General features: G+C 33.0%; 17 protein-coding genes. 10 read left to right on the forward strand and 7 right to left on the reverse strand.

The window, feature by feature from the left end; all coding sequences use genetic code 11:
- Window positions 1–102: 102 nt before the first annotated feature.
- From EV144_RS23235 to EV144_RS23255, 5 genes are all read right to left on the reverse strand, one after another.
- On the reverse strand, window positions 103–936 hold the full coding sequence (locus EV144_RS23235) for a TPM domain-containing protein (protein ID WP_134151537.1): 834 nt from the start codon (window positions 934–936) through the stop codon (window positions 103–105).
- 3 nt (window positions 937–939) lie between these two features.
- The gene (locus EV144_RS23240) at window positions 940–1,377 is read right to left on the reverse strand and encodes a TPM domain-containing protein (protein WP_134151538.1); all 438 of its coding nucleotides are present in this window, start codon (window positions 1,375–1,377) and stop codon (window positions 940–942) included.
- Window positions 1,378–1,454: 77 nt separating this feature from the next.
- A complete protein-coding gene (locus EV144_RS23245; RefSeq protein ID WP_134151539.1) occupies window positions 1,455–2,039 on the reverse strand; it encodes a LemA family protein in 585 nt (194 codons plus the stop codon).
- A gap of 41 nt (window positions 2,040–2,080) precedes the next feature.
- Window positions 2,081–2,413 (reverse strand): MerR family transcriptional regulator, encoded by a 333-nt coding sequence (locus EV144_RS23250; protein ID WP_134151540.1) that lies wholly within the window; start codon window positions 2,411–2,413, stop codon window positions 2,081–2,083.
- Between the two features lie 46 nt (window positions 2,414–2,459).
- The gene (locus EV144_RS23255) at window positions 2,460–3,437 is read right to left on the reverse strand and encodes a M23 family metallopeptidase (protein ID WP_134151541.1); all 978 of its coding nucleotides are present in this window, start codon (window positions 3,435–3,437) and stop codon (window positions 2,460–2,462) included.
- 279 nt (window positions 3,438–3,716) lie between these two features.
- Between EV144_RS23255 and alaS the strand changes: the two genes are divergently transcribed.
- Window positions 3,717–6,353, forward strand: coding sequence for an alanine--tRNA ligase (gene alaS, locus EV144_RS23260; RefSeq protein ID WP_134151542.1), 2,637 nt, complete (start codon window positions 3,717–3,719; stop codon window positions 6,351–6,353).
- A 117-nt stretch (window positions 6,354–6,470) separates the two neighbouring features.
- Window positions 6,471–6,848 carry a GxxExxY protein gene (locus tag EV144_RS23265; protein ID WP_134151543.1) on the forward strand — a complete coding sequence of 126 codons (378 nt, stop codon included), beginning with the start codon at window positions 6,471–6,473 and terminating at the stop codon, window positions 6,846–6,848.
- An 82-nt stretch (window positions 6,849–6,930) separates the two neighbouring features.
- On the opposite strand, the gene EV144_RS23270 is transcribed toward EV144_RS23265, so the two are convergent.
- Window positions 6,931–8,676: an ABC transporter ATP-binding protein gene (locus tag EV144_RS23270; RefSeq protein WP_134151544.1), complete on the reverse strand. Its 1,746-nt coding sequence runs from the start codon at window positions 8,674–8,676 to the stop codon at window positions 6,931–6,933.
- A 254-nt stretch (window positions 8,677–8,930) separates the two neighbouring features.
- Here EV144_RS23270 and EV144_RS23275 point away from each other — a divergent pair, with 254 nt between their 5' ends.
- From EV144_RS23275 to EV144_RS23295, 5 genes are all read left to right on the forward strand, one after another.
- A complete protein-coding gene (locus tag EV144_RS23275) occupies window positions 8,931–9,680 on the forward strand; it encodes a hypothetical protein (protein ID WP_134151545.1) in 750 nt (249 codons plus the stop codon).
- 153 nt (window positions 9,681–9,833) lie between these two features.
- Window positions 9,834–10,802, forward strand: coding sequence for a GSCFA domain-containing protein (locus EV144_RS23280; protein ID WP_134151546.1), 969 nt, complete (start codon window positions 9,834–9,836; stop codon window positions 10,800–10,802).
- 194 nt (window positions 10,803–10,996) lie between these two features.
- On the forward strand, window positions 10,997–16,099 hold the full coding sequence (locus EV144_RS23285; RefSeq protein WP_134151547.1) for a translocation/assembly module TamB: 5,103 nt from the start codon (window positions 10,997–10,999) through the stop codon (window positions 16,097–16,099).
- A complete protein-coding gene (locus EV144_RS23290) occupies window positions 16,083–18,404 on the forward strand; it encodes a BamA/TamA family outer membrane protein (RefSeq protein ID WP_134151548.1) in 2,322 nt (773 codons plus the stop codon). The genes EV144_RS23285 and EV144_RS23290 overlap by 17 nt, the downstream gene beginning before the upstream one ends.
- A 210-nt stretch (window positions 18,405–18,614) precedes the next feature.
- Window positions 18,615–19,244 (forward strand): DUF4230 domain-containing protein, encoded by a 630-nt coding sequence (locus EV144_RS23295; RefSeq protein ID WP_134151549.1) that lies wholly within the window; start codon window positions 18,615–18,617, stop codon window positions 19,242–19,244.
- 280 nt (window positions 19,245–19,524) lie between these two features.
- Here EV144_RS23295 and EV144_RS23300 read toward each other — a convergent pair whose 3' ends face one another.
- Window positions 19,525–21,291 (reverse strand): aromatic amino acid hydroxylase, encoded by a 1,767-nt coding sequence (locus tag EV144_RS23300; protein WP_134151550.1) that lies wholly within the window; start codon window positions 21,289–21,291, stop codon window positions 19,525–19,527.
- A 235-nt stretch (window positions 21,292–21,526) separates the two neighbouring features.
- Here EV144_RS23300 and EV144_RS23305 point away from each other — a divergent pair, with 235 nt between their 5' ends.
- The 3 genes from EV144_RS23305 to EV144_RS23315 are packed head-to-tail and all read left to right on the forward strand — an operon-like array spanning window position 21,527 to window position 25,246.
- Window positions 21,527–22,018: a DUF4280 domain-containing protein gene (locus tag EV144_RS23305; protein WP_134151551.1), complete on the forward strand. Its 492-nt coding sequence runs from the start codon at window positions 21,527–21,529 to the stop codon at window positions 22,016–22,018.
- A 6-nt stretch (window positions 22,019–22,024) separates the two neighbouring features.
- Entirely contained in the window at window positions 22,025–24,100 is a 2,076-nt protein-coding gene (locus EV144_RS23310) for a phospholipase effector Tle1 domain-containing protein (protein WP_134151552.1), read from the forward strand.
- Between the two features lie 6 nt (window positions 24,101–24,106).
- On the forward strand, window positions 24,107–25,246 hold the full coding sequence (locus EV144_RS23315; RefSeq protein ID WP_134151553.1) for a DUF2931 family protein: 1,140 nt from the start codon (window positions 24,107–24,109) through the stop codon (window positions 25,244–25,246).
- Window positions 25,247–25,250: the final 4 nt, after the last annotated feature.

The following is a 25,250-nucleotide window of genomic DNA, read 5'->3' on the forward strand; positions in this document are numbered from 1 at the left end:
AACCTGAAACCTGAAACCTGAAACCTGAAACCTGAAACCTGAAACCTGAAACCTGAAACCTGAAACCTGAAACCTGAAACCTGAAACCTGAAACCAAATTCCTTACCAGCTTCCGCCAGAACCGCCGCCAGAGAAACCGCCTCCGCCAAATCCGCCTCCGAAGCCACCGCCTCCGCCACCAAAGCCACCGCCTGATGAACCGCCGAAGCCTCCAAAACCACCACTGCTGCGTCCTAAATTACTCAAAATAATCGCATCCAGAAGACTTGGTCCTCCGCCACTATTTCCAGAATTTCCTCCGCCGCCACGTTTGTTTCTAGACAACAAAATTAATACAATTACCACAATTACAATAAAAGGAAAGATAGGAAAATCTTTTCCTTTACTTTGTTGTTTGCGTTCGCCTTTGTATTTTCCTTTAAAAACATCAATTATAGCTGAGGTTCCTTTATCAAGACCGTTATAATAGCTTCCGGCTTTAAATTCAGGAATGATGATATTTCTTGTGATTTCTCCTCCAATACCAGCTGTTAAACGATCTTCTAAACCGTAACCTGGCGAAATCCAGATTCTTCTTTCGTCTTTAGCCAACAAAATTAAAACCCCATTATCATCTTTAGCTGTTCCTCCAATTCCCCATTGTTGTGCCCATTTAGGAGTAAGAATACCAATATCTTCACCTTTAAGGCTTTCAATCGTAATTACAACAATCTGAGTAGTAGTCGAATCAGAATAACGGATTAGTTTTTCTTCTAATTGTGATTTTTCGCCAGCGCTCAAAACATTTGCATAATCATAAACCGAAGTCTGAAAACTAGGTTTTTCCGGAATTGTAAATTGGGCAAAAATACTTGTAAAAGTAAAAAAGGCAATTAACAGAAAGGATAATCGAAAAATTCCTTTAGAATTTGTGGTATTAGTAGTGGAAAATTTCATTAGTTATCCTTTAGAGATTTCGTTTGATAATTCATTTGTGTCGCCTTCAGACCAAGGAAAATATTTTTTTAATTGTTCTCCGGCACACAAAATACCATCAACTATTCCCTGTTTAAAATTACCGAATTTAAATTGAGCGGTCATTTTATCTTTGGTAATATCCCAAAAATCAGAAGCAACCAAATCGTTAATACCTTTGTCGCCGCAAATAATAAAATTTTTATCCTTTACAGCAAAATAGAATAAAACGCCATTTTTAAGATGGGTTTGATCCATTTTTAATTCATGAAAAACTTCTAAAGCCCTATCAAAATGGACTTTAGAAGTTGTACTTTCTATGTGAACTCTAATTTCGCCAGAAGTATTATTTTCAGCCATACAAATAGCATCAACAATTTCTTGTTCTTCTTGTTTAGTTAAAAAATCTTCTACTTGTGACATACAATTATTTTAGAGTTTAGATTTTAGAATTTAGATTGGCTTTGAATCTAAATCAGAAATCAAAAATATTGAATTTATTAGAATTTTACTTCAACTGGTTTATCAGCACCTGTAGAAGCTTCAAAATATGGTTTTTCTTTGTATTTTCCTAAGAACCAGTTGTTCGGAATTGCTAAAATGTATCCGTTGTATTCTTGTACAGATTCGTTAAAACGAGTTCTTGCCGTCAGGATTTGATTTTCTGTACTTGCCAATTCATCTTGTAATTTCAAGAAATTCTCGTTTGCTTTTAATGTTGGATATTGCTCCACAGAAACCAATAATCTTGATAAAGAAGAAGAAACACCGCTTTGAGCCTGATTGAATTGATTTAATTGCTCAGGAGTTACATTACTTGGATCAATTGTTACAGAAGTAGCTTTTGCACGCGCTTCGATAACGGCAGTCAAAGTAGATTTTTCAAAATCTGCAGCACCTTTTACAGTATTTACTAAATTCCCGATAAGGTCATTACGTCTTTGGTAAGCAGTTTGTACATTTCCCCATTCTTTGTTAACAGCCTGGCTGTATTTTAATCCATTGTTTTTAATTCCAATAGACCAGAAAGCAATAATAGCAATTAAGACTACAATAATTCCTACGGGGATTAACCATTTTTTCATATTTGTTGAGATTTAAGTTGGTTTTTAATTTTGAGAATATGTTATAATTCGTTTTTAATTTCGTTTAATTGTGTTTTTATGGTCTCTAATTTACGTATTATTTCGAATTTATCTAATGTTTTCTTCTGACCTTCTTTTAAATGCGTTTTGGCACCATCGAGCGTAAAACCTCTTTCCTTAACCAGATGATAAATCAATTGCAGATTTGTAATATCTTCCGGCGTAAACATTCTGTTGCCTTTGGCGTTTTTTTTAGGTTTTAGAATATCAAATTCGCTGTCCCAAAACCGAATCAATGATGCATTGACATTAAAAGCTTTGGCAACTTCGCCAATACTATAATATCTTTTATCCTTTGAAAGCTCAATATGCATGATTTGTTTTTTTCTATTTTATTCAAAAATAATACTTTTTACAGTATTAATCTAATGACTGGTTTTCTTGGTTGGCTAAATGTGATATTGCCACATATTCTGCAGCCGAAATATTTCCGTAATAAAAATTCAACGGATTTACGACTTTTCCGTCTTTATGAACTTCGTAATGACAATGCGGTCCTTCAGATCTTCCTGTACTTCCAACATACCCAATCACGTCGCCACGTTTGACACGTTGACCGGGTCTGCAATTGTATTTGCTCAAATGTGCATACAAACTCTCATATCCAAAACCATGCCTGATCACCACATGGTTTCCAAACCCTGACGCTGCGGCATCTGCTCTGTCAACAACGCCATCGCCGGTGGCATAAACAGGCGTGCCGGTGTTGGCACTAAAATCCATTCCGTTATGCATTTTTCGCACTTTCGTGAAAGGATCAGTTCTGTATCCAAATCCGGAAGCCATTCGTTTTAAATTTTCATTTCGAACAGGCTGAATTGCCGGAATCGCAAGCAATAAATTCTTTTTTGTACTCGCCAATTTCAAAATCTCATCTAATGATTTAGATTGAATTGCCAGTTGTTTATAAAGTTTATCAATTCGTTTTGTAGTTTTATATACCAGCTGCGAATTGTTGTAACCTTCTAATTTCGAATATCTTTTAGGATCTTTAAAACCTGCTTTTCGAATAGAATCAGGAATCTCGGATTTATTAAAATAAACTCTGTATATATTATTGTCACGATCTTCCAATGCTTCGGCAACATCATCCATCTCGTCCATTTTTTTATTCAAAATGTCATATTGTAATTTCAAATTCTCGATTTCACGTGCCTGTAGACGATCTTTTGGAGTTTCAAAATAAGGGGTGTTGATTAAAAGCACAAAAACTAAAAATCCAAACAATGCCGAAGCCAGCAAAAACAATAAACCATAACCAATTTTGATTCTTTTTCTGGTTTTTATTTTTGTATAAGCCAGATTTTCTGAGTCGTAATAATATTTTACTTTCGCCATATTTTAAAATACGCTATTTTTGCACCTTGTAAAATGAATTAGTCGGATAAAATTGAAAATGTTTCAGTTCCAGACGACTTTTTTACAAGAACATAGGTTAATTAGATAATTGGGGTAATTAGATAATTAGATAATGCGCAAAATAAGGAATTTATTGTTTTAAACGATTAGTTTTTTATTATCGATTTCGAAATTAATATATTATCAAAATTCACAAATTATCTAATTGTCTAATTATCAAATTGACACATTAAAACAGACACATTTTCTAATTTAAATATGAAATCACAAGACGTACGTAAACAATTTTTAGACTTTTTTAAGAGCAACGGACACTTAATCGTTCCATCTGCTCCAATCGTGCTTAAAGACGATCCAACCCTTATGTTCAATAACTCTGGAATGGCCCAGTTTAAAGAATATTTCTTAGGAAACGGAACACCAAAAAGTCCAAGAATAGCCGATACACAAAAATGTCTTCGTGTTTCTGGAAAACATAATGATCTTGAAGATGTAGGTTTTGATACCTATCACCATACGATGTTCGAAATGCTGGGTAACTGGTCTTTTGGAGATTATTTCAAAAAAGAAGCAATCAACTGGGCTTGGCAATTATTGACAGAAGTTTATAAAATTCCTAAAGAAAATCTTTATGTTTCTGTTTTTGAAGGAAGTAAAGAAGATAATGTTCCGTTTGACCAAGAAGCTTGGGATATCTGGAAAACTTTAATCGACGAAGACAGAATTATCCTTGGAAACAAAAAAGATAATTTCTGGGAAATGGGAGACCAAGGACCATGCGGACCTTGTTCTGAAATTCACGTTGATTTACGTCCGGAAGCTGAAAAAGCTTTAGTTTCAGGAAAGAGTTTAGTGAATAACGATCACCCGCAAGTAGTTGAAATCTGGAATAATGTATTCATGGAATTCAACCGTAAAGCAGATGGTTCTTTAGAAAAACTTCCTGCACAACACGTAGATACCGGAATGGGATTTGAGCGTTTGTGTATGGCTTTACAAGGAAAAACATCTAATTATGATACCGATGTTTTTACACCGCTTATTGAAAAAATAGAACAAATTACAGGTTTAAAATACACGCCTGATGAAGTTAAAAACATCAGCGAAGAACAAAATAAAACCAACATCGCGATTCGTGTTGTGGTAGATCACGTTCGTGCGGTTGCTTTTGCAATTGCAGACGGACAATTACCATCTAATACTGGAGCTGGTTATGTAATTCGTAGAATCTTGCGTCGTGCTATTCGTTACGGATTTACTTTTTTAGGTACAAAAGAACCTTTTATCAATAAATTGGTAGAAGTTTTGGCAAACCAAATGGGAGAATTTTTCCCAGAGATCAAATCACAACAACAATTGGTTACGAATGTAATTCGTGAAGAAGAAGCTTCTTTCTTAAGAACTTTGGATCAAGGTTTACAATTATTGGATAACGTAATTGCAGAAACTAAAGGACAAGAAGTTTTGGGCGCTAAAGTTTTTGAATTATATGATACTTTCGGATTTCCAAAAGATTTAACGGCTTTGATTCTAAAAGAAAAAGGATTCTCTTATAATGAAGAAGAATTTGAAGTTGAATTACAAAAGCAAAAAGCACGTTCTCGCGCTGCTTCTGAAGTTTCTACAGAAGACTGGAAAGTTTTGATTCCCGGAAATGTGGAAACATTTGTTGGTTATGATAAAACGAATAACGAAGTAAAAATTACCCGTATCAGAAAAGTAGATTCTAAAAAAGATGGTATTTTGTACCAAATCGTTTTGGACAATACACCGTTTTACCCAGAAGGAGGAGGACAAGTTGGAGATAAAGGAACATTGGTTTCTGCAAATGAGACAATCGAAATTATCGATACGAAAAAAGAAAACAACTTAATTCTGCATTTCGCAAAACAACTTCCTGAAAATATAGAAGCAGGTTTTGTAGCAAAAGTAAATACCGATTTAAGAACATCAACTTCTAAAAATCACTCGGCTACGCACTTGATGCATTTGGCTTTAAGAAACATTTTAGGAACACACGTGGAGCAAAAAGGTTCATTAGTAAATCCAAATTATTTACGTTTTGACTTTTCTCATTTTAGTAAAGTTTCTGACGAAGAAATTAAACAAGTTGAGGCTTCTGTAAATGCGCAGATTGAAGCGCAATTGCAATTGGTAGAACACAGGAATATTCCAATTAAAGAAGCTTTAGATAAAGGCGCAATGGCTTTATTTGGAGAAAAATATGGAGATAATGTTCGTATGATCGAATTTGGTGACAGTAAAGAATTATGTGGAGGTATTCACGTAAAAAACACTGCTGAAATCTGGCATTTCAAAATTATTTCTGAAGGTGCTGTTGCAGCTGGAATTCGTCGTATCGAAGCAATTACCGGAGATGCAGTGAAAAACTTCTACGTAAATCAGGAAAATACTTTAGCAGAAATAAAAGAAACACTTAAAAATCCACAGGATATTTTAAAATCGGTTGCTTCTCTTCAGGATGATAATGCAAAACTGAAAAAACAAATTGAGCAATTGCTTAAAGAAAAAGTAGGTGCATTAAAATCTGAATTAGAAAAAGATTTCACAGAAGTAAACGGTGTAAATTTCCTTGCAAAACAAGTTGATTTAAGCATGGCTTCGACGAAAGATTTGGCTTCTGCTTTAGGAAGTTCAAAACCAGATTCGTTTGTGTTTTTAGCTTCTGTAGAGGATGGTCAGCCTAATATTCACTGTTATATTGCTAAAGAATTAGTTGCAGCTAAAAGCTTAAATGCCAATGCAGTAATTAAAGAACTAGGAAAATACATTGATGGAAATGGAGGAGGACAGCCTTTCTTCGCTTCTGGAAAAGGTAAAAATGCTGGAGGAATTGCTGAGGCTCTTTCTAAAGCTATTGATTTTGTGAAGTAATTTTTTTAATCTCGCAAAGACGCAAAGACGCAAAGGCGCAAAGTTTTTTAAGCTTTTGCGCCTTTTTTAAGCTTTATAAAATTATATTTGTAAGTTTTTACTTTAATTTTTTTAAGAATGAGCGAGAATGAAATTTCTGCTATTGTAGTAGATGTTTGTTATAAAATACATGTGAAACTTGGACCAGGATTATTAGAATCTGTTTATGAAGCTATTTTATATCATGAGTTAACCAAAAGAGGATTGAGTGTAGAAAGACAAAAAACATTGCCTGTAGTTTGGGATCAAATAAATTTGGATATCGGTTTTAGAGCTGATTTAATAGTTGAAAATAAAGTAATTTTAGAAATAAAATCAATTGAACAACTCACAGACATTCGTGCCAAACAAGTTTTAACTTATCTCAAAATAACAAAAATGAAATTAGGTTTATTGATTAATTTTAATGTTCCAATCATTAAATTGGGTATAAAAAGAGTAGTAAGTAATCTCTAAAAAAACTTTTAAAAAAAAAGAGTCGCAAAGCTAAAAAAAACTTTGCGACTCTGCGTCTTTGCGAGATTAAAAAAGAAAACTTCTACTTACGCTCCCCAATCTGCTGACGCCACATAGCGTAATACAAACCTCTCTCAACAATTAAATCTTCATGTTTACCTTGCTCGATAATTTTACCTTGCTCTAAAACAAAAATTCGATCAGCATGCATAACAGTTGATAAACGGTGTGCGATTAAAACCGTGATTCTGTTTTTATCAGAGATATTTCGAATAGTAGCATTAATTTCTTCTTCAGTGATAGAATCTAAAGCAGAAGTAGCTTCATCAAAAATCAATAAGTTTGGATTCCTTAAGATCGCTCTTGCGATAGATAAGCGTTGTTTTTCTCCACCAGAAACTTTAATTCCGCCTTCACCGATTGTGGTGTTTAGACCATCTTCGGCACGTTTTAAAAGTTTCTCACAAGAAGCTCTTTTTAAAGCATCATATAAATCTTCGTCGGTTGCATTTGGTTTTACAAACAATAAATTTTCGCGGATCGTTCCAGAGAATAATTGTGCATCCTGGGTTACAAAACCTAATTGTTTTCTTAAATCTAGTAAATCAATTTCGGTTGAATCAATTTCATTATAAAAAACCTGACCTTCTGCCGGAACATATAATCCAACTAATAATTTTACTAAAGTTGTTTTTCCGGAACCAGACGGGCCGACAAAAGCAACAGTTTGTCCTTGTTTAATTTCGAAGTTAATATTCTCGACAGCTTTAAATTTTGCTGTTTTATGTTGAAAACTCACATTAGAAAAAAGCAAAGATTGAATTGCTCCAACATGTTTTGGATTTGTAGGGCGAAATTCTTTTGGAGCATTTAATAAAACTCTGAAATTTTCCATAGAAACTTTAGTTTCATTCAATGCAATAATAAAGTTTCCTAATTCCTGTAAAGGGCCAAAAATGAAGAAAGTAAAGAATACCATCGTCAATAAATCTCCGACAATAATTTTTCCTCCAAACAAGAAATAATACAAAGTAAAAACGACACAAGTTCTTAAAAAGTGAACGGTTGTCCCTTGTATAAAACTTAAACTTCGGATGAAACGGATTTTCTCCAATTCAAGATGAAGGATTTTAAACGTATTTAAATTCAAACGTTTTTCTTCCTGATAGGTTAAACCAAGACTTTTTACAAGTTCGATGTTTCTTAAACTTTCGGTTGTAGAACCTGCCAATGCATTCGTTTGATTGACAATTTTCTTAGAAACGATTTTTATCTTTTTACCCAAATAAGAACTAACCAAAGCAATAATTGGCGCTGTAATTAAAAAGATTACTGAAATCCTGTAATCAATTCTCGAAACGTAGAGAATTACAAATACAAACCCAATAATAGTTTGAAAAATCAAAGAAATCGAAAGTGTAATTAATTTTTCTGAATCAGAACGTACTTTGGTTAATTTGCTTAATGTTTCGCCGCTTCGTTGATCTTCAAATTCGGCGTAAGGTAAATCAAGGGATTTTTTAATACCGTCTGTATACATTTGTGCACCAGTTCTCTGAATGACAATGTTGGTAAAATAATCCTGAAAGTTTTTGGTAATTCTGGAAATCATGGCAGCACCAAGAGAAAGTCCAAGCCAAAATGATAAAGATTTGATAAATCCAGCTGCATTTCCTTCATATTTATGCAGTCCTACACCGCAATCCTGCATTAATTTACCGGTAATAATAGAGTCTGATAAGCTGAAACAGATGTTAATAGTAGCCATAATCAAAGCAAAAAACAATAGCATTTTGTGTTTGATTATATAAGAATATAGTAATTTCATAAGTGATTTTAAAAAAATGGAAGATGCAAAAGTAAGCAATTGTTTTAGTTTGTGAATTAGTTTTTAGTTATTAAAAATGTAAATTTTTTGCAAGTAGAATTAAAGCAGTATTTTTTGTATTTCTGTACTATTTTGTTTGTCAATAATGCATTAAAAAGGGCTTAAATTATTTACTATTTGTGTCAATGTGGAATCCCGTAAGGTTTTCATATAAGGTTGTATTACGTTTGCGGTAATAACAAATATCATTAAAAATGAAAAAAATTTTATGCCTTTTTGGAGCTTTGACTCTATTATTAACATCTTGTTCAAGTGATGATTCTTCTTCAAGTTCTGATCTTGTTTTGCTTAAAAAAACAGTTATCACAAGTCCCGAAGGTGATAAAGCTACTATTAACTATAAATATGATGGTAATAAAATAGTAAGTGCAATAGATGATTCTGGATTCTTCAATCTGAATTATACTTATACTGGAGATTTAATTACAAAAATTGATTTCAAACTTCCTAATGGAAAATCAGAGCAAGTAAATACTTTTACATACACTGCTGATGGAAAACTATCAACTTTTGTAAGAGTTGAATATGAAGTAGAGGATGGAAATTCAGTATTAAGAGGCTATAAAGAAGTTTATACTTATAATACTGATGGTACAATTTCAGTAAAAGGATATTCAGGAAATGATATTTCTCAAACTATTGCTTCTGGAACAGGTACAGTTAAATTTGTAAATGGCGAAGTAAGTGAAATTACCAGCACTAATTCACCAACTCATAAGTATACGTATGACACTAAAAATAATCCTGCGAAAAATATTTTAGGAATGGATAAGATTGCATTTGCTGACGGAGAAGGAAATGGAATTAAATTTAACATTTTAACAGATACAGCAGGAAGCAGTATGTGGACAAACAGTACTTTTACTTATAATGATCAAGGATACCCAACTAAAGAAGTTGATAAGGGAACTGAAAGTTTAGGTACTAGTGAGTATTTTTACTAGTATTTAAATTTAATTATAAGTCATATTTACTTCTGTCTTAACAGAATTGATTATTTCTATAAAACAAACTACCCAAATAAAGCATTTTACTTATGCTATATTTGGGTTTTTTGTTTCTAAAAAATAAACGAAATTTGTGTAAAACTATACACAATGCAATTCAGAACTCAAATTCCAATTTCAGTAAGTAAAAGCCCAATCGATTATAATTCGAAAATACTTTCTATTGGTTCTTGTTTTGCAGAAAATATGGCGGATAAATTCGATTATTTTAAGTTTCAGAATGAAACCAATCCATTCGGAATTATTTTTAATCCGGTTTCGATAGAGAAATTATTTGACAGAATCTGCAACGAGAAATTGTTTGAAGAAAAAGATGTTTTCTTTCACAACGAGCGTTGGCAAAGTTTTGAAGCGCATTCCGATTTAAGTAATCCGGATAGACAAGAATTTCTGGAAACGCTCAATAAAGCAGTTACAGAAACCAACAAACAGCTAAAAGAAGCAACACATATTATTATCACTTACGGAACTTCCTGGATTTACAGAAATTTAGAAAGCGAAGAAATTGTTGCCAATTGCCATAAAGTACCTCAAAAGCAATTTTCAAAAGAATTATTATCAGCTGAGGTTATAGAGAAAAGCATTCAAAATACAATCCAATTAATTCAGGGTTTAAATCCTGAAATCAACTTTATTTTTACGGTTTCGCCTGTGCGTCATATAAAAGATGGTTTCGTAGAAAATCAGTTAAGCAAATCACATCTTTTTACAGCACTGCATTCCAATCTAAAATCTATCCCGACGCTTCGGGACAACAATCTAAAATCAGAATATTTTCCTTCTTACGAAATCATGATGGACGAACTTCGCGATTATCGTTTTTATGCCGAAGATATGCTGCATCCCAACCCAATTGCGATAGATTATATCTGGAAGCTTTTCAGCGAAAATTTCATTTCAGAAGATGCCGTTTCTGTAATGAAAGAAATAGATGAAATTCAAAAAAGCCTTCGTCACAGAAGTTTCAATCCTGAATCTGAACAGCACCAAAAATTCCTTGCCAAACTACAGCAAAAGATTAATCTTTTAAAAGAAAAACAACCTCATATTACATTCTAAAAGCTCAACAAGTCGTTTAAAAAACACTGTCTAAATTTTGCTTTTTCAAAAGTAAGAAATTAACTATTTAACAGTGAATTTTAGAATAATTGCAAATAATTATGTAAATTGTTAAGATTAAAATTTTACAATTTTGTAAGATGTCTAATCCCAGCTTTTTCCAAAGCAATTAATCTAATGTGTTTTGTTGACGTATGAATAAGAAAACCACTCATTTTCTAAAAAAAACATTACGTGTACTGCTTTGGTGCGTGGTTTCAGTAGTCTCACTTTTACTTCTTCTTACCGTTTTAATCCAAATACCGTCAATTCAGAATTTCGCTAAAGATAAGGCGATAACGTACCTTCATAACAAAATAAAAACCAAAGTTGCATTAGACAAAATTCTGATCAAATTTCCAAAAGACGTAGTTCTGGAAGGTTTCTATTTTGAAGATCAAAAAAAAGACACCTTGCTGGCTGGTAAACGTTTAGTGGTCGATGTTGATTTGTTTAAACTCGTTAGCAGTGAACTCGAAATCAATTCTGTTTCTTTAGAAGACACAAAAGCTAATATTTCCAGAAATAAAAACGGCGTTTTCAATTTTGATTACATCATAAAAGCATTCGAATCTAAAGAACCAAAAAAGGAAGATCCGGACAGCAAACCTTTTAAAATATCCGTCGTAAAAGTCAATCTGGACAATATCAAATTCAATTTTAAAGACAATTATTCTAAAAATGATATTCGTGTAAATCTGACTCATTTTGATACTAAATTCAAAACATTTGATTTGGACAAAATGGATTTTAATATTCCGAATATTACTCTAGACGGACTTAAATTGGTTTTAAATCAAGATGTTGTAGAACAAATTGCAGTCGTTTCTGTAAAAACCGTTGATACTATTTCAAAACGAAAAGACTTCAAACTAAAACTAGGCAAAATCGCTTTGTCTAAAATCAATATTTTATATGATAACAAAGATTCCAGATTAGATTCTGGAATACAATTAGGAAACTTAAATCTAACAGTAAATGAAATCGATCTTAATAAACAGCTTTTGGATTTTGATACTTTTCAAGTTAAAAATCTTAAAGGAAATCTACGTTTGGGTGCAAAAGATAAGCAGATCAATGCACCAAACCTCGACAGCACAGCAATAAAACAAACAGGCTGGAAAGTAAAACTCAACGATGTTGATCTGGAAAATATCGCGTTTAAATTTGATGATATGCAGTCAAAACCTGTTGTAAAAGGAATTGATTACAAACATCTTGATTTGAATAAATTCAATTTTGAAGCCGAAAAATTATATTACGGAAATGACACCATTTCTGGAAATATAAAAACTTTAACGGTAAACGATAAAAGCGGTTTGCAAATTCAATCTCTGAAAACGGACTTCTTTTACGGTCCAAAAAATGCGTATCTGAATAATTTGTATTTAAGAACACCGCAAACACTGGTTCAAAATCAGATTAAAGCCGGATATCCATCAATTGCATCACTTTCTAAAAACATCGAAAACCTTTCGATAGACGCCAATTTAAAACAATCTAAAATTGGATTTAAAGATATTTTGCTTTTTGTGCCAACATTGCAAAACCAAAATCCATTTAAAAGCAATCCAAATGCAATCGTGTATTTGAATACGCGAGTTAATGGAAAAGTAAGCGATTTGAATATTCCGCAATTTGAAATGAGTGGTATCGGTGCTACAAAAGTGGCCCTTTCGGGGAAAATTAAAGGCTTGCCAGATGCTAAAAAATCCTATTTTGATTTAGACATCAAAAAACTTTCAACTACATCAAAAGACATCAATACGTTTGTGCCGGCGGGAACAATTCCGAAAAACATTCAATTGCCTTCTCAAATAAATTTGACCGGAAAATTTAAAGGTTCGCTTCAGAATTTCAAAACGAATCTGGCTTTAAACAGCAATTTTGGAAATGCAAAAGTGGATGGAATGTTTGATCAGCGCGTAAAAAAACGGGAAGTTTATGATGCTTCTGTTTATCTTTTGGATTTTGATTTAGGACGATTAATCAAAAACGATTCGATCGGAAAAATTACGCTTAAAGCGAAAGTAAAAGGAAAAGGTTTAGACCCAAAAACGGCTGACGCAGCAATTGATGGCTTGGTTCAGAAAGCCGTTTTTAATCGATATACGTATAGAGATTTAGCCTTAAAAGGAAATATAGAAAATGGTTCGTTTGCCGTAAAATCCGGAATGAAAGATCCAAACCTAAATTTTGATCTAACAGCAAGTGGCGACACAAAAGACAAATATCCGAGCATAAAATTAAAATTGAATCTGGATATTGCCGATTTAGAAAAACTAAACCTTCATGCCGGTCCAATGAAATTACGCGGAAATATTGACGCAGATATTGCCAACAGTAATCCTGATTTTCTAAACGGAAAAGTATTTTTGTCTAATATTCAAATCTTGCAAAAAGAAGAACCAATTGTTTTAGATTCGATTAGAGTTTTGGCTTTTGCCAATAAAGACAGCAACAGTATTAAAATTTCGTCTCAATTTTTGAAAGCCGAAGTTGTTGGAAAATACAAATTGACAACACTTACTAATTCAATTAAAAAATCAATTTCTAAATATATTGATCTTCATACTCCAAAAGTAAATAACGAGTCAGACGAACAGCGATTAGCTTTTACATTAAAAGTAGATAATGATCCAATACTTTTTAAATTGGTTCCAAAACTTACAGGTTTAGAGCCTTTTACCATTACTGGAAAATACAACAACAAAACAGATTCATTAGAAGTAAAAGGAGAAATCCCGAGAATTGTCTATGCAGATAATACGATTTCTGATGCCAAAATTAATATCGAAGCAAAAGAAAATGCGCTGGAATATTTGGTTTCTGTTGCCACGATAGAAAGCGGTTCGCTAAAAATTCCGTTTACCAGTTTATCAGGAAAAGTAGAAAATAACATTTTGACTTACGCGCTTGAAGTTCAGGATGCGAAGAAAAAACAACAATATTATATTGCCGGAAATTTAGCAAGCGAAAATGCCAAAAACATCTTTAAAATTGATGCCCAAACTTTTGTACTTAATTATGATCAATGGAACATTGATCCCGAAAATGCAGTAGAGTTTGGAGGAAAAAGACTTTATATCAATAAATTTTATTTGGATAATGCGGGGAATCAATTAAAAATTCAATCTCAGGGAACTCAGGATAATGCGCCTTTGCAAGTTGATTTTGTGAATTTCAAAATTGAAACCATTCTGAATATCGTCAAGAAAGACAAACTATTAATGCAAGGATTAATAAATGGTTCGGCATTGGTAGAAAACGTGATGACAAAACCCACTTTTACCTCTGATTTAAAAATTGATGATTTTACTTTTAAAGGAGAAAAAGTCGGCGATCTTGAAGTAAAAGTCGATAACAAAACCAATAATACACTCGCAGCAAATGTAAAATTAAGCGACGAAGGAAATGATGTAAACCTTACCGGAGATTATAAATTAGATGCCGGAACTTTTGATTTTGATGTCGCTATTAATAAACTGAACATCAAAAGTATTCAAGGTTTTAGCATGGATAATATTACCGAAGGAAGCGGTTACTTATCAGGAAATTTTAAACTTACAGGAAATACTGCAGCGCCAAAAATTAACGGAGAATTAAACTTTAACGATGCTGCATTTAGAGTTACACAGCTTAATTCTTATTTTAAAATCAAGAAAGAAAAAATCAGTTTTAATAACGAAAGCATTTCGTTTGATAAATTCTCGCTTTTAGACGAAAATGACAATGAATTGTTTGTAGACGGAGATATTAAATCAACTGATTTTAAAAATTTCAATTTCGATTTATTAGTTCAGGCAAATGATTTTAGAGCCATAAATTCTAAAGCAAAAGACAATGATTTGTTCTACGGAGATTTATTTCTGGACACCAAATTAAACATTAAAGGAAATCTTGACAGTCCGGTTATCGACGGAACAATTAAAATCAATAAAGAAACCAAATTTACCGTTGTTTTGCCTCAGTCAGATCCATCGATTGCAGACAGAGAAGGAATTGTAGAGTTTGTTGATGAAGATAATATGTATCTGAAACAAACTGTTGCAATGAAAGAAAAACTCAACCAATCGGAGTTGAAAGGTATGAATGTAAATGTTGGAATTACGATTGATAAAGAAGCAGAACTGAATTTGATTATTGATAAAGGAAACGGTGATTACCTAAGATTAAAAGGTGAAGCTGAACTTGTGGGAGGAATTGATCAGTCTGGTAAAACGACTTTGGTTGGTAAATATCTGTTTGATGAAGGTGCGTATGAAATGAATTTCAACGGAATTAAAAGAAAATTCGAACTTCAAAAAGGAAGTTTTATTACCTGGAATGGCGAGCCGACAATGGCAAATGTAAATATTACTGCAATTTATAGAGTAAACACGGCGCCGATAGATTTGTTGGGAAATCAATTAGGAACTGATGATCAGTCTAAAAGAAATACATACAAACAAAAACTTCCGTTTCAGACTTTATTAAAAATGAACGGAGAATTGATGAAGCCTCAAATTTCATTCGGCATTAATTTGCCAGACGGAAATTACGACGTTTCGTCTGATATTGTAGAACTTACACAAACCAAATTAAAACAGCTGGAACAAGATCCAGATGAAATGAATAAACAGGTTTTTGCCCTTTTATTATTAGGCAGATTTGTGGGTGAAAATCCGTTTGCTAGCGAAAGCGGTGGTACTAATGCAGAATCTCTGGCAAGAGCAAGTGTAAGTAAAATTCTTTCGCAGCAATTGAATAATCTTGCCAGCGAATTGATTACTGGTTTTGAAGTCAATTTTGATTTGGAATCTACTGAAGATTACACTTCTGGCGCTATGGAAAACAGAACCGATCTAAATGTTGCGGTTTCAAAAAGATTGCTGGATGACAGGCTTAAAGTAACCGTAGGAAGCAGTTTTGGAGTGGAAGGACAAGACCGCGCCAACGAAGAAAGCACTAATATTGCCGGCGACGTCGCACTGGATTATCAGCTTACAAAAGACGGCAGATATGTGGTAAGAGCTTATAGAAAAAATCAATATCAGGTTGCGGTAGAAGGTCAGGTAGTAGAAACCGGAGTAGCGTTTGTTATCACGATGAGTTACAATAAATTCAGAGAACTTTTTCATCGTTCCGAACAAGAAAAACAATTGATTAAAGAAGAAAAACTTCGTAAGCAAAAACAGAAACAAAAAGAAAAAGAAGATAAAGAAAAAAAGGAAAATCAACCGGAAAATGAAATTAAAGGAAATGAACAAAAAACATAATCATATAGAAACCCAATATGTAAAGTATTTTGTACTGCTGTCCTTATTTTTTGTTTTTGGATGCAGCAATACCAAATATCTTCCGGAAGGTGAATTATTATATACAGGCGGTTCTGTAACCGTAAAAGATTCTGTTATAAAAAAGAAAGACAGAAAAGCATTAGAAACCGAAATGGAAGGTTTACTGCGTCCAAAACCCAATAAAAAAATCCTCGGATTAAGACCAAAATTATGGATTTATAATATTGCCGGCGAACCCAAAAAAGAAAAAGGGTTTAGATATTGGCTTCGAAATAAAGTAGGAGAAGAGCCAGTGCTTTTTAGCAAAGTAGATTTAGATTATAACGCCTCAGTATTAAGAAATTTTGCAGAAAACCGCGGCTATTTTAAAACTCGCGTAAGTGCAGATTCTACGGTAAGAAATAAGAGAGTTACGGCAGAATATACCGTTACACCAAAAAAGCAATACATTATAAAAAGTGTGACTTTTCCAGACGATTCGCTAAAAATGTCTAAAATAATTGCCCGATCAAGCCGACGCAGTTTATTAAAAGTGGGAAAACCTTATGATCTGGAACTCATAAAAGCAGAAAGAGAACGTATTGACGCCAGACTAAAAGAAAAAGGATATTTTTATTTTAATCCGGATTACATTCTGGCAAAAGTGGACAGCAGCAAAGGCGATCATGAAGTTAAAATCAGATTGGTCATAAAAGACGAAGCCCCAGTAAAAGCTTTGACGGCTTATAAAATTGATAAAATCTTTGTTTATCCTAATTATTCATTGTCCAACGACAGTGTGGTTTACAGAAAAAAAGACATTACACAATACAATGATTTTACGATTATTGATACGGCAGATACTTTTAAGCCAAGGATTTTTGACAGAACTATTTATTTTAAAAAAGGCGATTTATACAACAGAAAAGATCATAATCTTACCTTAAACCGATTTGTAAATCTGGGAACATTTAGTTTTGTAAAAAACGAATTTAAACCCTCAGACAGCATTCCAAAAACTTTAGATGCGTATTATTATCTTACGTTACTCCCTAAAAAGTTTATTAGAGTTGAGGTTTTGGGTAAAACCAACTCGGCGAGTTATACCGGTTCTGAAATTAATCTGAATTGGAATAACAGAAACTTTTTTAGAGGAGCAGAATTGTTTACAGCCTCTATTTTTGGCGGTGCTGATTTTCAATTGGGCGGTGAAAATAAAGGGAAAAACATTTATAAACTCGGAGCAGAAACCAGTTTAACCTGGCCAAGATTTATAGTGCCTTTTTTTCATATTCAAGGAAACAGCGAGTTTGTGCCCAGAACCAAAGCCACTTTACGTTATGAATATCAAAAACGAACAGAATTGTATGCGTTGAATTCGTTTAATGCCTCATTTGGTTATTTATGGAAAGAAAACGTTCGTAAAGAACATCAATTAAATGTAATTGATATCACTTATGTAAGCCCAAATAACGTAACGCCGGAATATCAGGAAGATATTTTAGAAGATCCTGCTTTAGGAAAAGTGATCGAAAAACAATTGATTTTTGGTCCAACGTATTCTTACACGTTTACTAATACAATGCAGAAGCGTAAAAAAAATACGTTCTATTTTAATGGAGAATTGGATCTCGCCGGAAATATAACTGGTTTAGTAACAGGTGCAAACGTGGATAAAGGTAAAGAAAAGACAATATTTGATGTTCCGTTTAGTCAATACGTAAAAATTAAAACTGATTTTAGGCATTATTTAAAATTAGGAAAAGAAAGCGAATTGGCGAGCAGGGTAATAGTTGGTATAGGATATGCGTACGGAAATTCGAGTACGCTGCCAGCATCAAAACAATTTGTGGTAGGAGGAACCAATAGTATCCGTGCGTTTAGAGCGAGAACTTTAGGGCCAGGTAGTTATGTGATTCCGCCATCGACGAACTTAAATTATACACCAGATCAATCGGCAGATTTAAAGCTTGAATTTAATACAGAATACAGGGCAAAACTTTTTAGTATTGTACGAGGCGCATTGTTTGTAGATGCCGGAAATATTTGGCTTCTAAATGCCGACCCAAATAAGCCTGGAGCCGAAATCACAAAAGATTTTATGAAACAGCTTGCCGTTGGTGCAGGTGCAGGTTTACGTTTTGATTTGTCATTTCTAGTCTTAAGAACCGATTTAGCATTTCCGCTTAGAGATCCTTCACTTCCAGATGGACAAAGGTGGGTAATTGATAAAATTAATTTCGGAAGCGGCCCGTGGAGAAAAGACAATCTAATTTTGAATATTGCGATTGGATATCCGTTCTAGTTTTTTTGCGATGTTCTTTTGCAACGATTGCACAAATTTCCTCGGATTTTTTTGTTTGTATTATTTCTAATTTCAAAAATAAAATTCGAGAAATTGCATTTTAGATAAAATAAATTAGTGTTAATTAGTGCAATTCGTGGCAAAAAAAGAAATATTTAGTGGCAAACAAAACTAAAAAAATAACTAATTTGGTCTAAATATTTTAGAAGAATGCAAAATTTAATTAAAAGAGTTATAGGGGTAGGAATCATTGTTTTAGTCATAATTTTGGCTTTCAAATATTGTCAGTTCAAAAAAGACGACGATTCTACAATCGATTATAATACCAATTTAATTCAGCAGCAAATCTTAAATGTTGGAAAATTGGTTGTCACCGAAGGACATTTCTCTGAAGTAATCACGTATAAAAATCAACAGAAATATTTAATGGATATGATTTCTTTTGAGAAAAAAGCGCTGATCGTCGTAAATGCCGATGTTACCGTTGCCTACGACCTTCATCAAATGAAATACGATATTGACGAAAAAAACAAAACAATCACCATTCTAAATATTCCAAAAGAAGAAATAAAAATCAATCCTGATATTCAGTTTTACGACGTAGAACAAAGTAAACTAAATCCTTTTACAGGAGATGATTACAATAAAATCAACAAATCTGTAAAAGCAAATCTTGCCAAGAAAATCGAAAAATCTTCTCTTAAAACCAATGCCCAAAACAGATTAATCAGCGAATTGTCTAAGATTTTAATTTTGACAAATTCAATGGGTTGGAAATTGCAATACAATGGAAAAACAATTGAGTCTGATAAGGATTTTTCTAATGATTTGAAGCTTTAAGTAGAGGTTCAAAGGCTCAAAGTAACAAAGCGACAAAGGTTTTTTGCCAATCTTAGTCATTGCGAGGAACAGATTGCATATTAATATATTTATTATCCAATAATAATATACTCATAGTATTGTCATTTCGACGAAAGGAGAAATCACACTAGAAACTCCATATAGTATCATGTCAATCTTTATAGATATACGAGTGTGATTTCTCCTTTCGTCGAAATGACAAAAAAAGCGAGAATCACCTAAATCTGCCAAATCTGCGAGAAACAAAAAAACTTAACGTTTAGTGTCTTTGTGGCAAAACATCATCAAAAATCAAATCCAAACCGCCAGAAATCAAATGCGCGATTTCAGGACGTTTAGACTTCAATACATCCAAATGATTTAAAACTTCCTGCAATAATTGAGTTTCATTAGAATCTTTCAGAAGTTCTGCAATTTCTACAGAAAGCAACCAATCATTAGAATGCTTTTCTTTTAGTTTTTCAAAAACATTTTTAAGTTCAGTTTTAGAGTCTTTATTTTCTCTAATTAAACGAACAGTTTGGTAAAGAACTTCCAAATCATCACGTTCATCAGAATGTTTTGCTTTTATAGTGGTCGTTTTCGGTACATTATTAATCAAATCAAAACTGTTTACATCAGCTGGACCAGAAAATGCCGAAACGACTTTTTTACCAATGGCCATATCGTAATTTCCCCATTCGGGTTTAAACAAAATTTCGTCGCCATGCATAACGGTACAATTTCTAAAACTAATTAGAATAATTTCTCCGTGAAGATTTCTGGAACCCGTAATAATTTCACCTTCAACAATAATATTACCTTCAAATTCCAATTTTACAGTTTCATTTTCAACAATACTATAAGCCTGCAAATCCATCGGACTCATATCTTCAATCGCAAGATTAAAACCTTTCAATTTCCCAATCGGACTTCCAAAACCGTCAGGATGTGTTAAAGTTCCGTGACCAACCAATTCTTTTTCTCGGTACGATAATGCCGTTTTTCCAGTTGCCTGAATATAAACTGGTTTGCCTTCTTCTTCAATCACTTTCGTGAAAACTCCAGAAATCTGCAGACCCGTACTCAATTCAATAGTTCCTAAAGCATTGGACTGAATTAATTTTTTAATTCCGGAAATTCCGCCAGTTCGCAACGCCATTTTATTAGCAAATTCTTCTAAGATCAAACTTAAATGAGAAAAAGTAGGCGTAACATAAAGTTGAGGTTGTAATTGCGTAATATCAAAATTTTGGTTTGCTGCCGAAATATCATAAGGGATTTTCTTCACATTATCCGTCATACACCACGCACTTTCTCCAATTGAAGAAAGTAATCCAGCACCGTAAATTTTAGGATTTTCAACCGTTCCAATCAAACCGTATTCAACTGTCCACCAATGTAGGTTTCTAATTTGGGCCATTTCAGACAATTCGCCCATATTGTTTTGTAAATCAGCAACAGCTTTTTCGGCTTCATCAATTTTTTCCTGAGGCGTATCTTCGGCTTCTTTCAAAATAGAAAGCAGTCGAATCGCTTCGTACATCTGATAATCTTTATGAGAAGAAATCGCTTTACAGCCAATTTCGCCAAAACGACGCAGATATTCAGCATATTCAGGATTAGCTATAATAGGAGCGTGGCCGGCACCTTCGTGAATAATATCCGGAGCGGGTGTATATTCGATATGTTCTAACTGACGAATATCAGAAGCAATAACCAGAACATTATAAGCCTGAAATTCCATAAAAGCATTGGGCGGAATAAACCCGTCAACTGCAACCGCAGCCCAGCCAATTTCGGTCAGGATTCGGTTCATGCCGTACATACTTGGAATCGAGTTAACTTCAATTCCGGTTTTTTTCAATCCATCCAAATACGAATGATGCGCTACTTTAGATAAATAATCAACATTTTTACGCATTACATAGCGCCAAACCGCTTGATTTATTGGCGTATAATCGCTGTAATCCTGAGGTTTGATAAATTGCTTTAAATGCTTCGGAAGTCTTTCTAATAACGGATTAGTTTCAATATTTGGATTCATTTCGAAAACGTTGTAGATTAAAATGTAAAATTACGAATTTACAAGTCGATTTTTCATCAAACATCACAAAATTTTTATTCTAAAGTATCTTTTATTGCGTTATCTGTGATTTTTTATGCAATCATTATATAATTCTGCGGATATAATTTTGTAGGAAAATATATCAATTATTTGTTTAAAAGTACTATATTAGCTAAATACATAGGATTTGTTATACAAATTAATACTTTTTATTATGGCAAAAAAACACGTAGTAGTACAAGGTGCAACCCTTAAATGTCAGTTTAGTGTAGCACCACAAACAGATATTTTAAAAGTCTTGACCCAAAAAAAACATTTTGCAAATGATCACGAAAGCGAAAGTAAACTCATTGCAACTAGTAAAGAAATTGGTCAGACATTAGAGAAGAATACTTTTGGGAAATGTAAAAAACAACCATCAGGAAATGATTATTTGCCATGTGTGGTACAAATTACAAAGTGGAGTAATTTTTATGAAAAAGTCACTTTATCTAATAATGGCAAAATATTGCTTGAAGATAGTAAAGCAACGTGTCCAATGGGAACAACAGATTGCATCAGTATTACAAAAAATGGACAAAAAGCAGAATTAACTAAAACTCATTTTATGAAAGCCAATCCAATGATAAGTAATATTATTAATCCATTAGTGGATATATCTGAATTTAAAAACGAGTTAAACGGAGTACCTGAAGTTGAAAAATAAATAATTATGAGTTTTTATATAAAAGGAGATACAAGACCTGTACTAGGTAAAAATGTTTATACATTAATGTCAACAATTGACCCCCACGTAAAGAAAAAAATTGAACTTTATATTGATCCAAATGCAAATAATACACCAAAAGTAGATCTCTCAAGAATTGTAAAACAACGTTGGGAATTGCTAAAAAAAGGGAAGCAAATCTTAGATTTAGGAAATGATGGAGGAGTTACTTTTAACCAGAGCAGTTTAGGAATAGAATATACAATAAAAGTATTTTTTACAGATGCATTTGGTATATCCAGCAGTACTACACTAGATTTAATTCCTATAGCAGGAAAGCCAAGTATTCAAAATCTTAAATGGCAAGATGAATATTACGAAGATTTAAACGGTAGAGCAATTGCGTATCTGGATAATGTGCGTTTATATATTCATACACTCAACATTCCTGTAGGCGATACACTTGAAGTAACTATTTGGGAAGACGAAGGTCTTGATGGTCATGATAAAAAATCCAGAAATATGGGGACTTGTAAAACAACCCGAGTTGATAGATACGGAAAATCAGAACTGTTTTTTAATAATTTAAAATTGTATCAAAAAATACTTAATGATAAGGATTATATTAATGAAGACATGCATGAGTTTTATGCTGAAGTTAAGTACAAAGGCAAAATTGATGTAATTGAAGATAAAATACAGCTTAAAGTTTTTAACAATTTGGTAAAGAGAGTCGAAAGGCCAAAGAGCAATAGCCCAATGGTTGTTCATATTCCTGACAAACTTAAAAAGCCAGAAAATAAAAAAGGTGTAAAAGTGAATATAAATGTATTTTTTGACGGAACATTAAATAACTCCAATAATACAGATGCAAGATTAGTTTATGAAAAAAAGAAAAAAGGACTCCCATTAACTCCTAAAGAAACAAAAGCTGCAGAAGCGTATAAAAAGAATAAAGAAAATGGCAGTAGTTATGATAATTACTACTCAAATATTGCCATTTTACATCAAATGAATATTGCAGATAATAAAAACAAAGAAATAAAAATATACTTAGAAGGCGAAGGAACGGAAGATTATCAAGTTGATGATACTGATGGTTATGCTTTTGGCAGCGGAAAAACAGGAATTCCCGCAAAAGTGAATAAGGCTTTTGTGAAAATTAAAAATGATATTGAAAAACTAACCGAAAAGAAAATTATAACAGAAAAAGAGTTCATAAAAGAAATAGAGTTAACCGTTTTTGGTTTTAGCCGTGGTGCTGCTGCAGCTCGCCATTTTATTGCGCTTAAATATAAAATACAGGATAAATACGATATAGAATCGTCTAATTTTTCTGTGAAATTTGCAGGTTTATTCGATACTGTTTCGTCTTATCATGATGCGCATAGTTTGGTGACTGGAGCAGTTAACAAAGATTTTGAGAATGATGTCGATGAGTTAAAATTAAAAATGGAAGGCGTTAAGAAGGTCTTTCATCTTACAGCTGCAGATGAGTATAGAGAAAACTTTTCCCTCACTACCATAGAACATTCAATTGCAGCAGGAGTTGGTTATGAGTTAGAAATTCCAGGAGCACACAGTGATGTAGGCGGAGGTTATGGCGAGATAGAAAACGAAACACGGTATTTTAGAGATGAACCCGATTTTAAAAATATCCAAAAAGTTTTACTGGAACAAGGATGGTACACACCAGAACAGCTTAATTACCCAATGAAAAGTGAACAAGCCGGAAAACCTTACGGAGGCACTCGCACAGGCATACCAAACAGTTACCAGTATATTGGGCTGGTTATCATGGTAAAAATGGCGGAGAAACACGGTTTAAACTTTGATAAAACGCTGATAGAAGGAAGTAAAGATGCTATTTATAGAGTGCCTGATGATTTAGTTTTCGCGAAGGAAAATTTAATAAACTATGCTTTAAAAAATGATGGCGCACATAGTTTAAAAGCTACAATTCGGGAAGAGCATCTAAAACCGATCCGCAATAAATACCTCCACCGTTCAACCTCAAACGCTTTAGGTAAAGGAGGACGATATAAAGATGGTAAACCTTATAGAAAACCCATAAAAGGTTAACAGAATATGAAAAAATACAGAAAAATAATAATGGTAGTGCTCTTAATAATTGTTTTGGGCTGTAAAAAACAAGAAAAAGATATGTTTGTAAAAATAGAAAAATTTGAATGGAGTTCGGCAGTAAGCGCCGATGAGTGTTATCCTATGAGAGTAATTAATGGCAGTTTTATACTATCAGACAGTACTAGTGTCTGGATACCAAGCAGAGAAATTCTTAGAGGGACTTGGGGGTTTAGCAACAGTTCTTATGTAGTGGGAGAGGATAATAAAAAAGTACCAGAAAGTATGGAGATAACCTGGTTCTCTTATACCGAGAATAAATTTTATACGGGAGATTTTGAGTTACCTCAAAAAAAGATCTATGAAATATTTAAGAAAGATTATGGCACCTCTTTTTATCCTGATGGCGAAGAGTATAAAAAAGCATATAATACTCTCGAAGTTGGAATTGCCCCACTTGGCATGATAACAGTTTGGATGGGAGGTAGTGCGGGTTATAAAGAAATAGGGACCTATCAAGCACACGAAACTTTTGATGAAGACTGGAACGATTTTAGTAAAAATCTTGACCGCAAAAGTGTTATGAAATCCTACTACAATGATTTTTTACCTTTTGTTCAGAAAGAAATAGATGATAATAAAATAAGCAATACATATTTTAAAAATCTTCTTAAGAGATATCATTATACTATTGGCACCAATAATCCGGACTTTAAAATTTACGATTTTGATATTCCTTTTCTTAATGGTGAAGTAATAGATAAAAGTAATGCAGGTCTAGAGTTTTTGACAGATATAGTATATGGCAAAGGTATCCCAAAGACAATGGCAATTTTTATTAAAGACCGATTCAACAGAAAATTAGAAGTTAGAATCTGGGTTGATTTGTTGGATGGTAAAACGGTTGATGAAAATGATCATCTAAAAGATCCAATGGAAGAACGTGTTTTTAATAATCAATTGATGAATCGTTTCGAATCATTTTTTGAGAAAAATAAAAATGTCGAGCTGTATATAAAATTTGATAAAGAAATTAAAAAAAGTAATATTAATAAACCCGTTTATTGTGGTAAAGTTTGTTTGAAGTCACCAACAAATGAACTTAAAATTCCAAACTCAAAAGTTGAGGTTTATGATGCGCAATAAATTA

Origin of the sequence: Flavobacterium sp. 270, from assembly GCF_004368785.1 — a bacterium.
In the GTDB taxonomy this organism is placed as follows: Bacteria; Bacteroidota; Bacteroidia; order Flavobacteriales; family Flavobacteriaceae; genus Flavobacterium.

Coding starts and splice junctions, on each gene's coding strand:
- EV144_RS23235 (WP_134151537.1), bottom strand. CDS start 936: ATGAAATTTTCCACTACTAATACCACAAATTCTAAAGGAATTTTTCGA.
- EV144_RS23240 (WP_134151538.1), bottom strand. CDS start 1,377: ATGTCACAAGTAGAAGATTTTTTAACTAAACAAGAAGAACAAGAAATT.
- EV144_RS23245 (WP_134151539.1), bottom strand. CDS start 2,039: ATGAAAAAATGGTTAATCCCCGTAGGAATTATTGTAGTCTTAATTGCT.
- EV144_RS23250 (WP_134151540.1), bottom strand. CDS start 2,413: ATGCATATTGAGCTTTCAAAGGATAAAAGATATTATAGTATTGGCGAA.
- EV144_RS23255 (WP_134151541.1), bottom strand. CDS start 3,437: ATGGCGAAAGTAAAATATTATTACGACTCAGAAAATCTGGCTTATACA.
- alaS (WP_134151542.1), top strand. CDS start 3,717: ATGAAATCACAAGACGTACGTAAACAATTTTTAGACTTTTTTAAGAGC.
- EV144_RS23265 (WP_134151543.1), top strand. CDS start 6,471: ATGAGCGAGAATGAAATTTCTGCTATTGTAGTAGATGTTTGTTATAAA.
- EV144_RS23270 (WP_134151544.1), bottom strand. CDS start 8,676: ATGAAATTACTATATTCTTATATAATCAAACACAAAATGCTATTGTTT.
- EV144_RS23275 (WP_134151545.1), top strand. CDS start 8,931: ATGAAAAAAATTTTATGCCTTTTTGGAGCTTTGACTCTATTATTAACA.
- EV144_RS23280 (WP_134151546.1), top strand. CDS start 9,834: ATGCAATTCAGAACTCAAATTCCAATTTCAGTAAGTAAAAGCCCAATC.
- EV144_RS23285 (WP_134151547.1), top strand. CDS start 10,997: ATGAATAAGAAAACCACTCATTTTCTAAAAAAAACATTACGTGTACTG.
- EV144_RS23290 (WP_134151548.1), top strand. CDS start 16,083: ATGAACAAAAAACATAATCATATAGAAACCCAATATGTAAAGTATTTT.
- EV144_RS23295 (WP_134151549.1), top strand. CDS start 18,615: ATGCAAAATTTAATTAAAAGAGTTATAGGGGTAGGAATCATTGTTTTA.
- EV144_RS23300 (WP_134151550.1), bottom strand. CDS start 21,291: ATGAATCCAAATATTGAAACTAATCCGTTATTAGAAAGACTTCCGAAG.
- EV144_RS23305 (WP_134151551.1), top strand. CDS start 21,527: ATGGCAAAAAAACACGTAGTAGTACAAGGTGCAACCCTTAAATGTCAG.
- EV144_RS23310 (WP_134151552.1), top strand. CDS start 22,025: ATGAGTTTTTATATAAAAGGAGATACAAGACCTGTACTAGGTAAAAAT.
- EV144_RS23315 (WP_134151553.1), top strand. CDS start 24,107: ATGAAAAAATACAGAAAAATAATAATGGTAGTGCTCTTAATAATTGTT.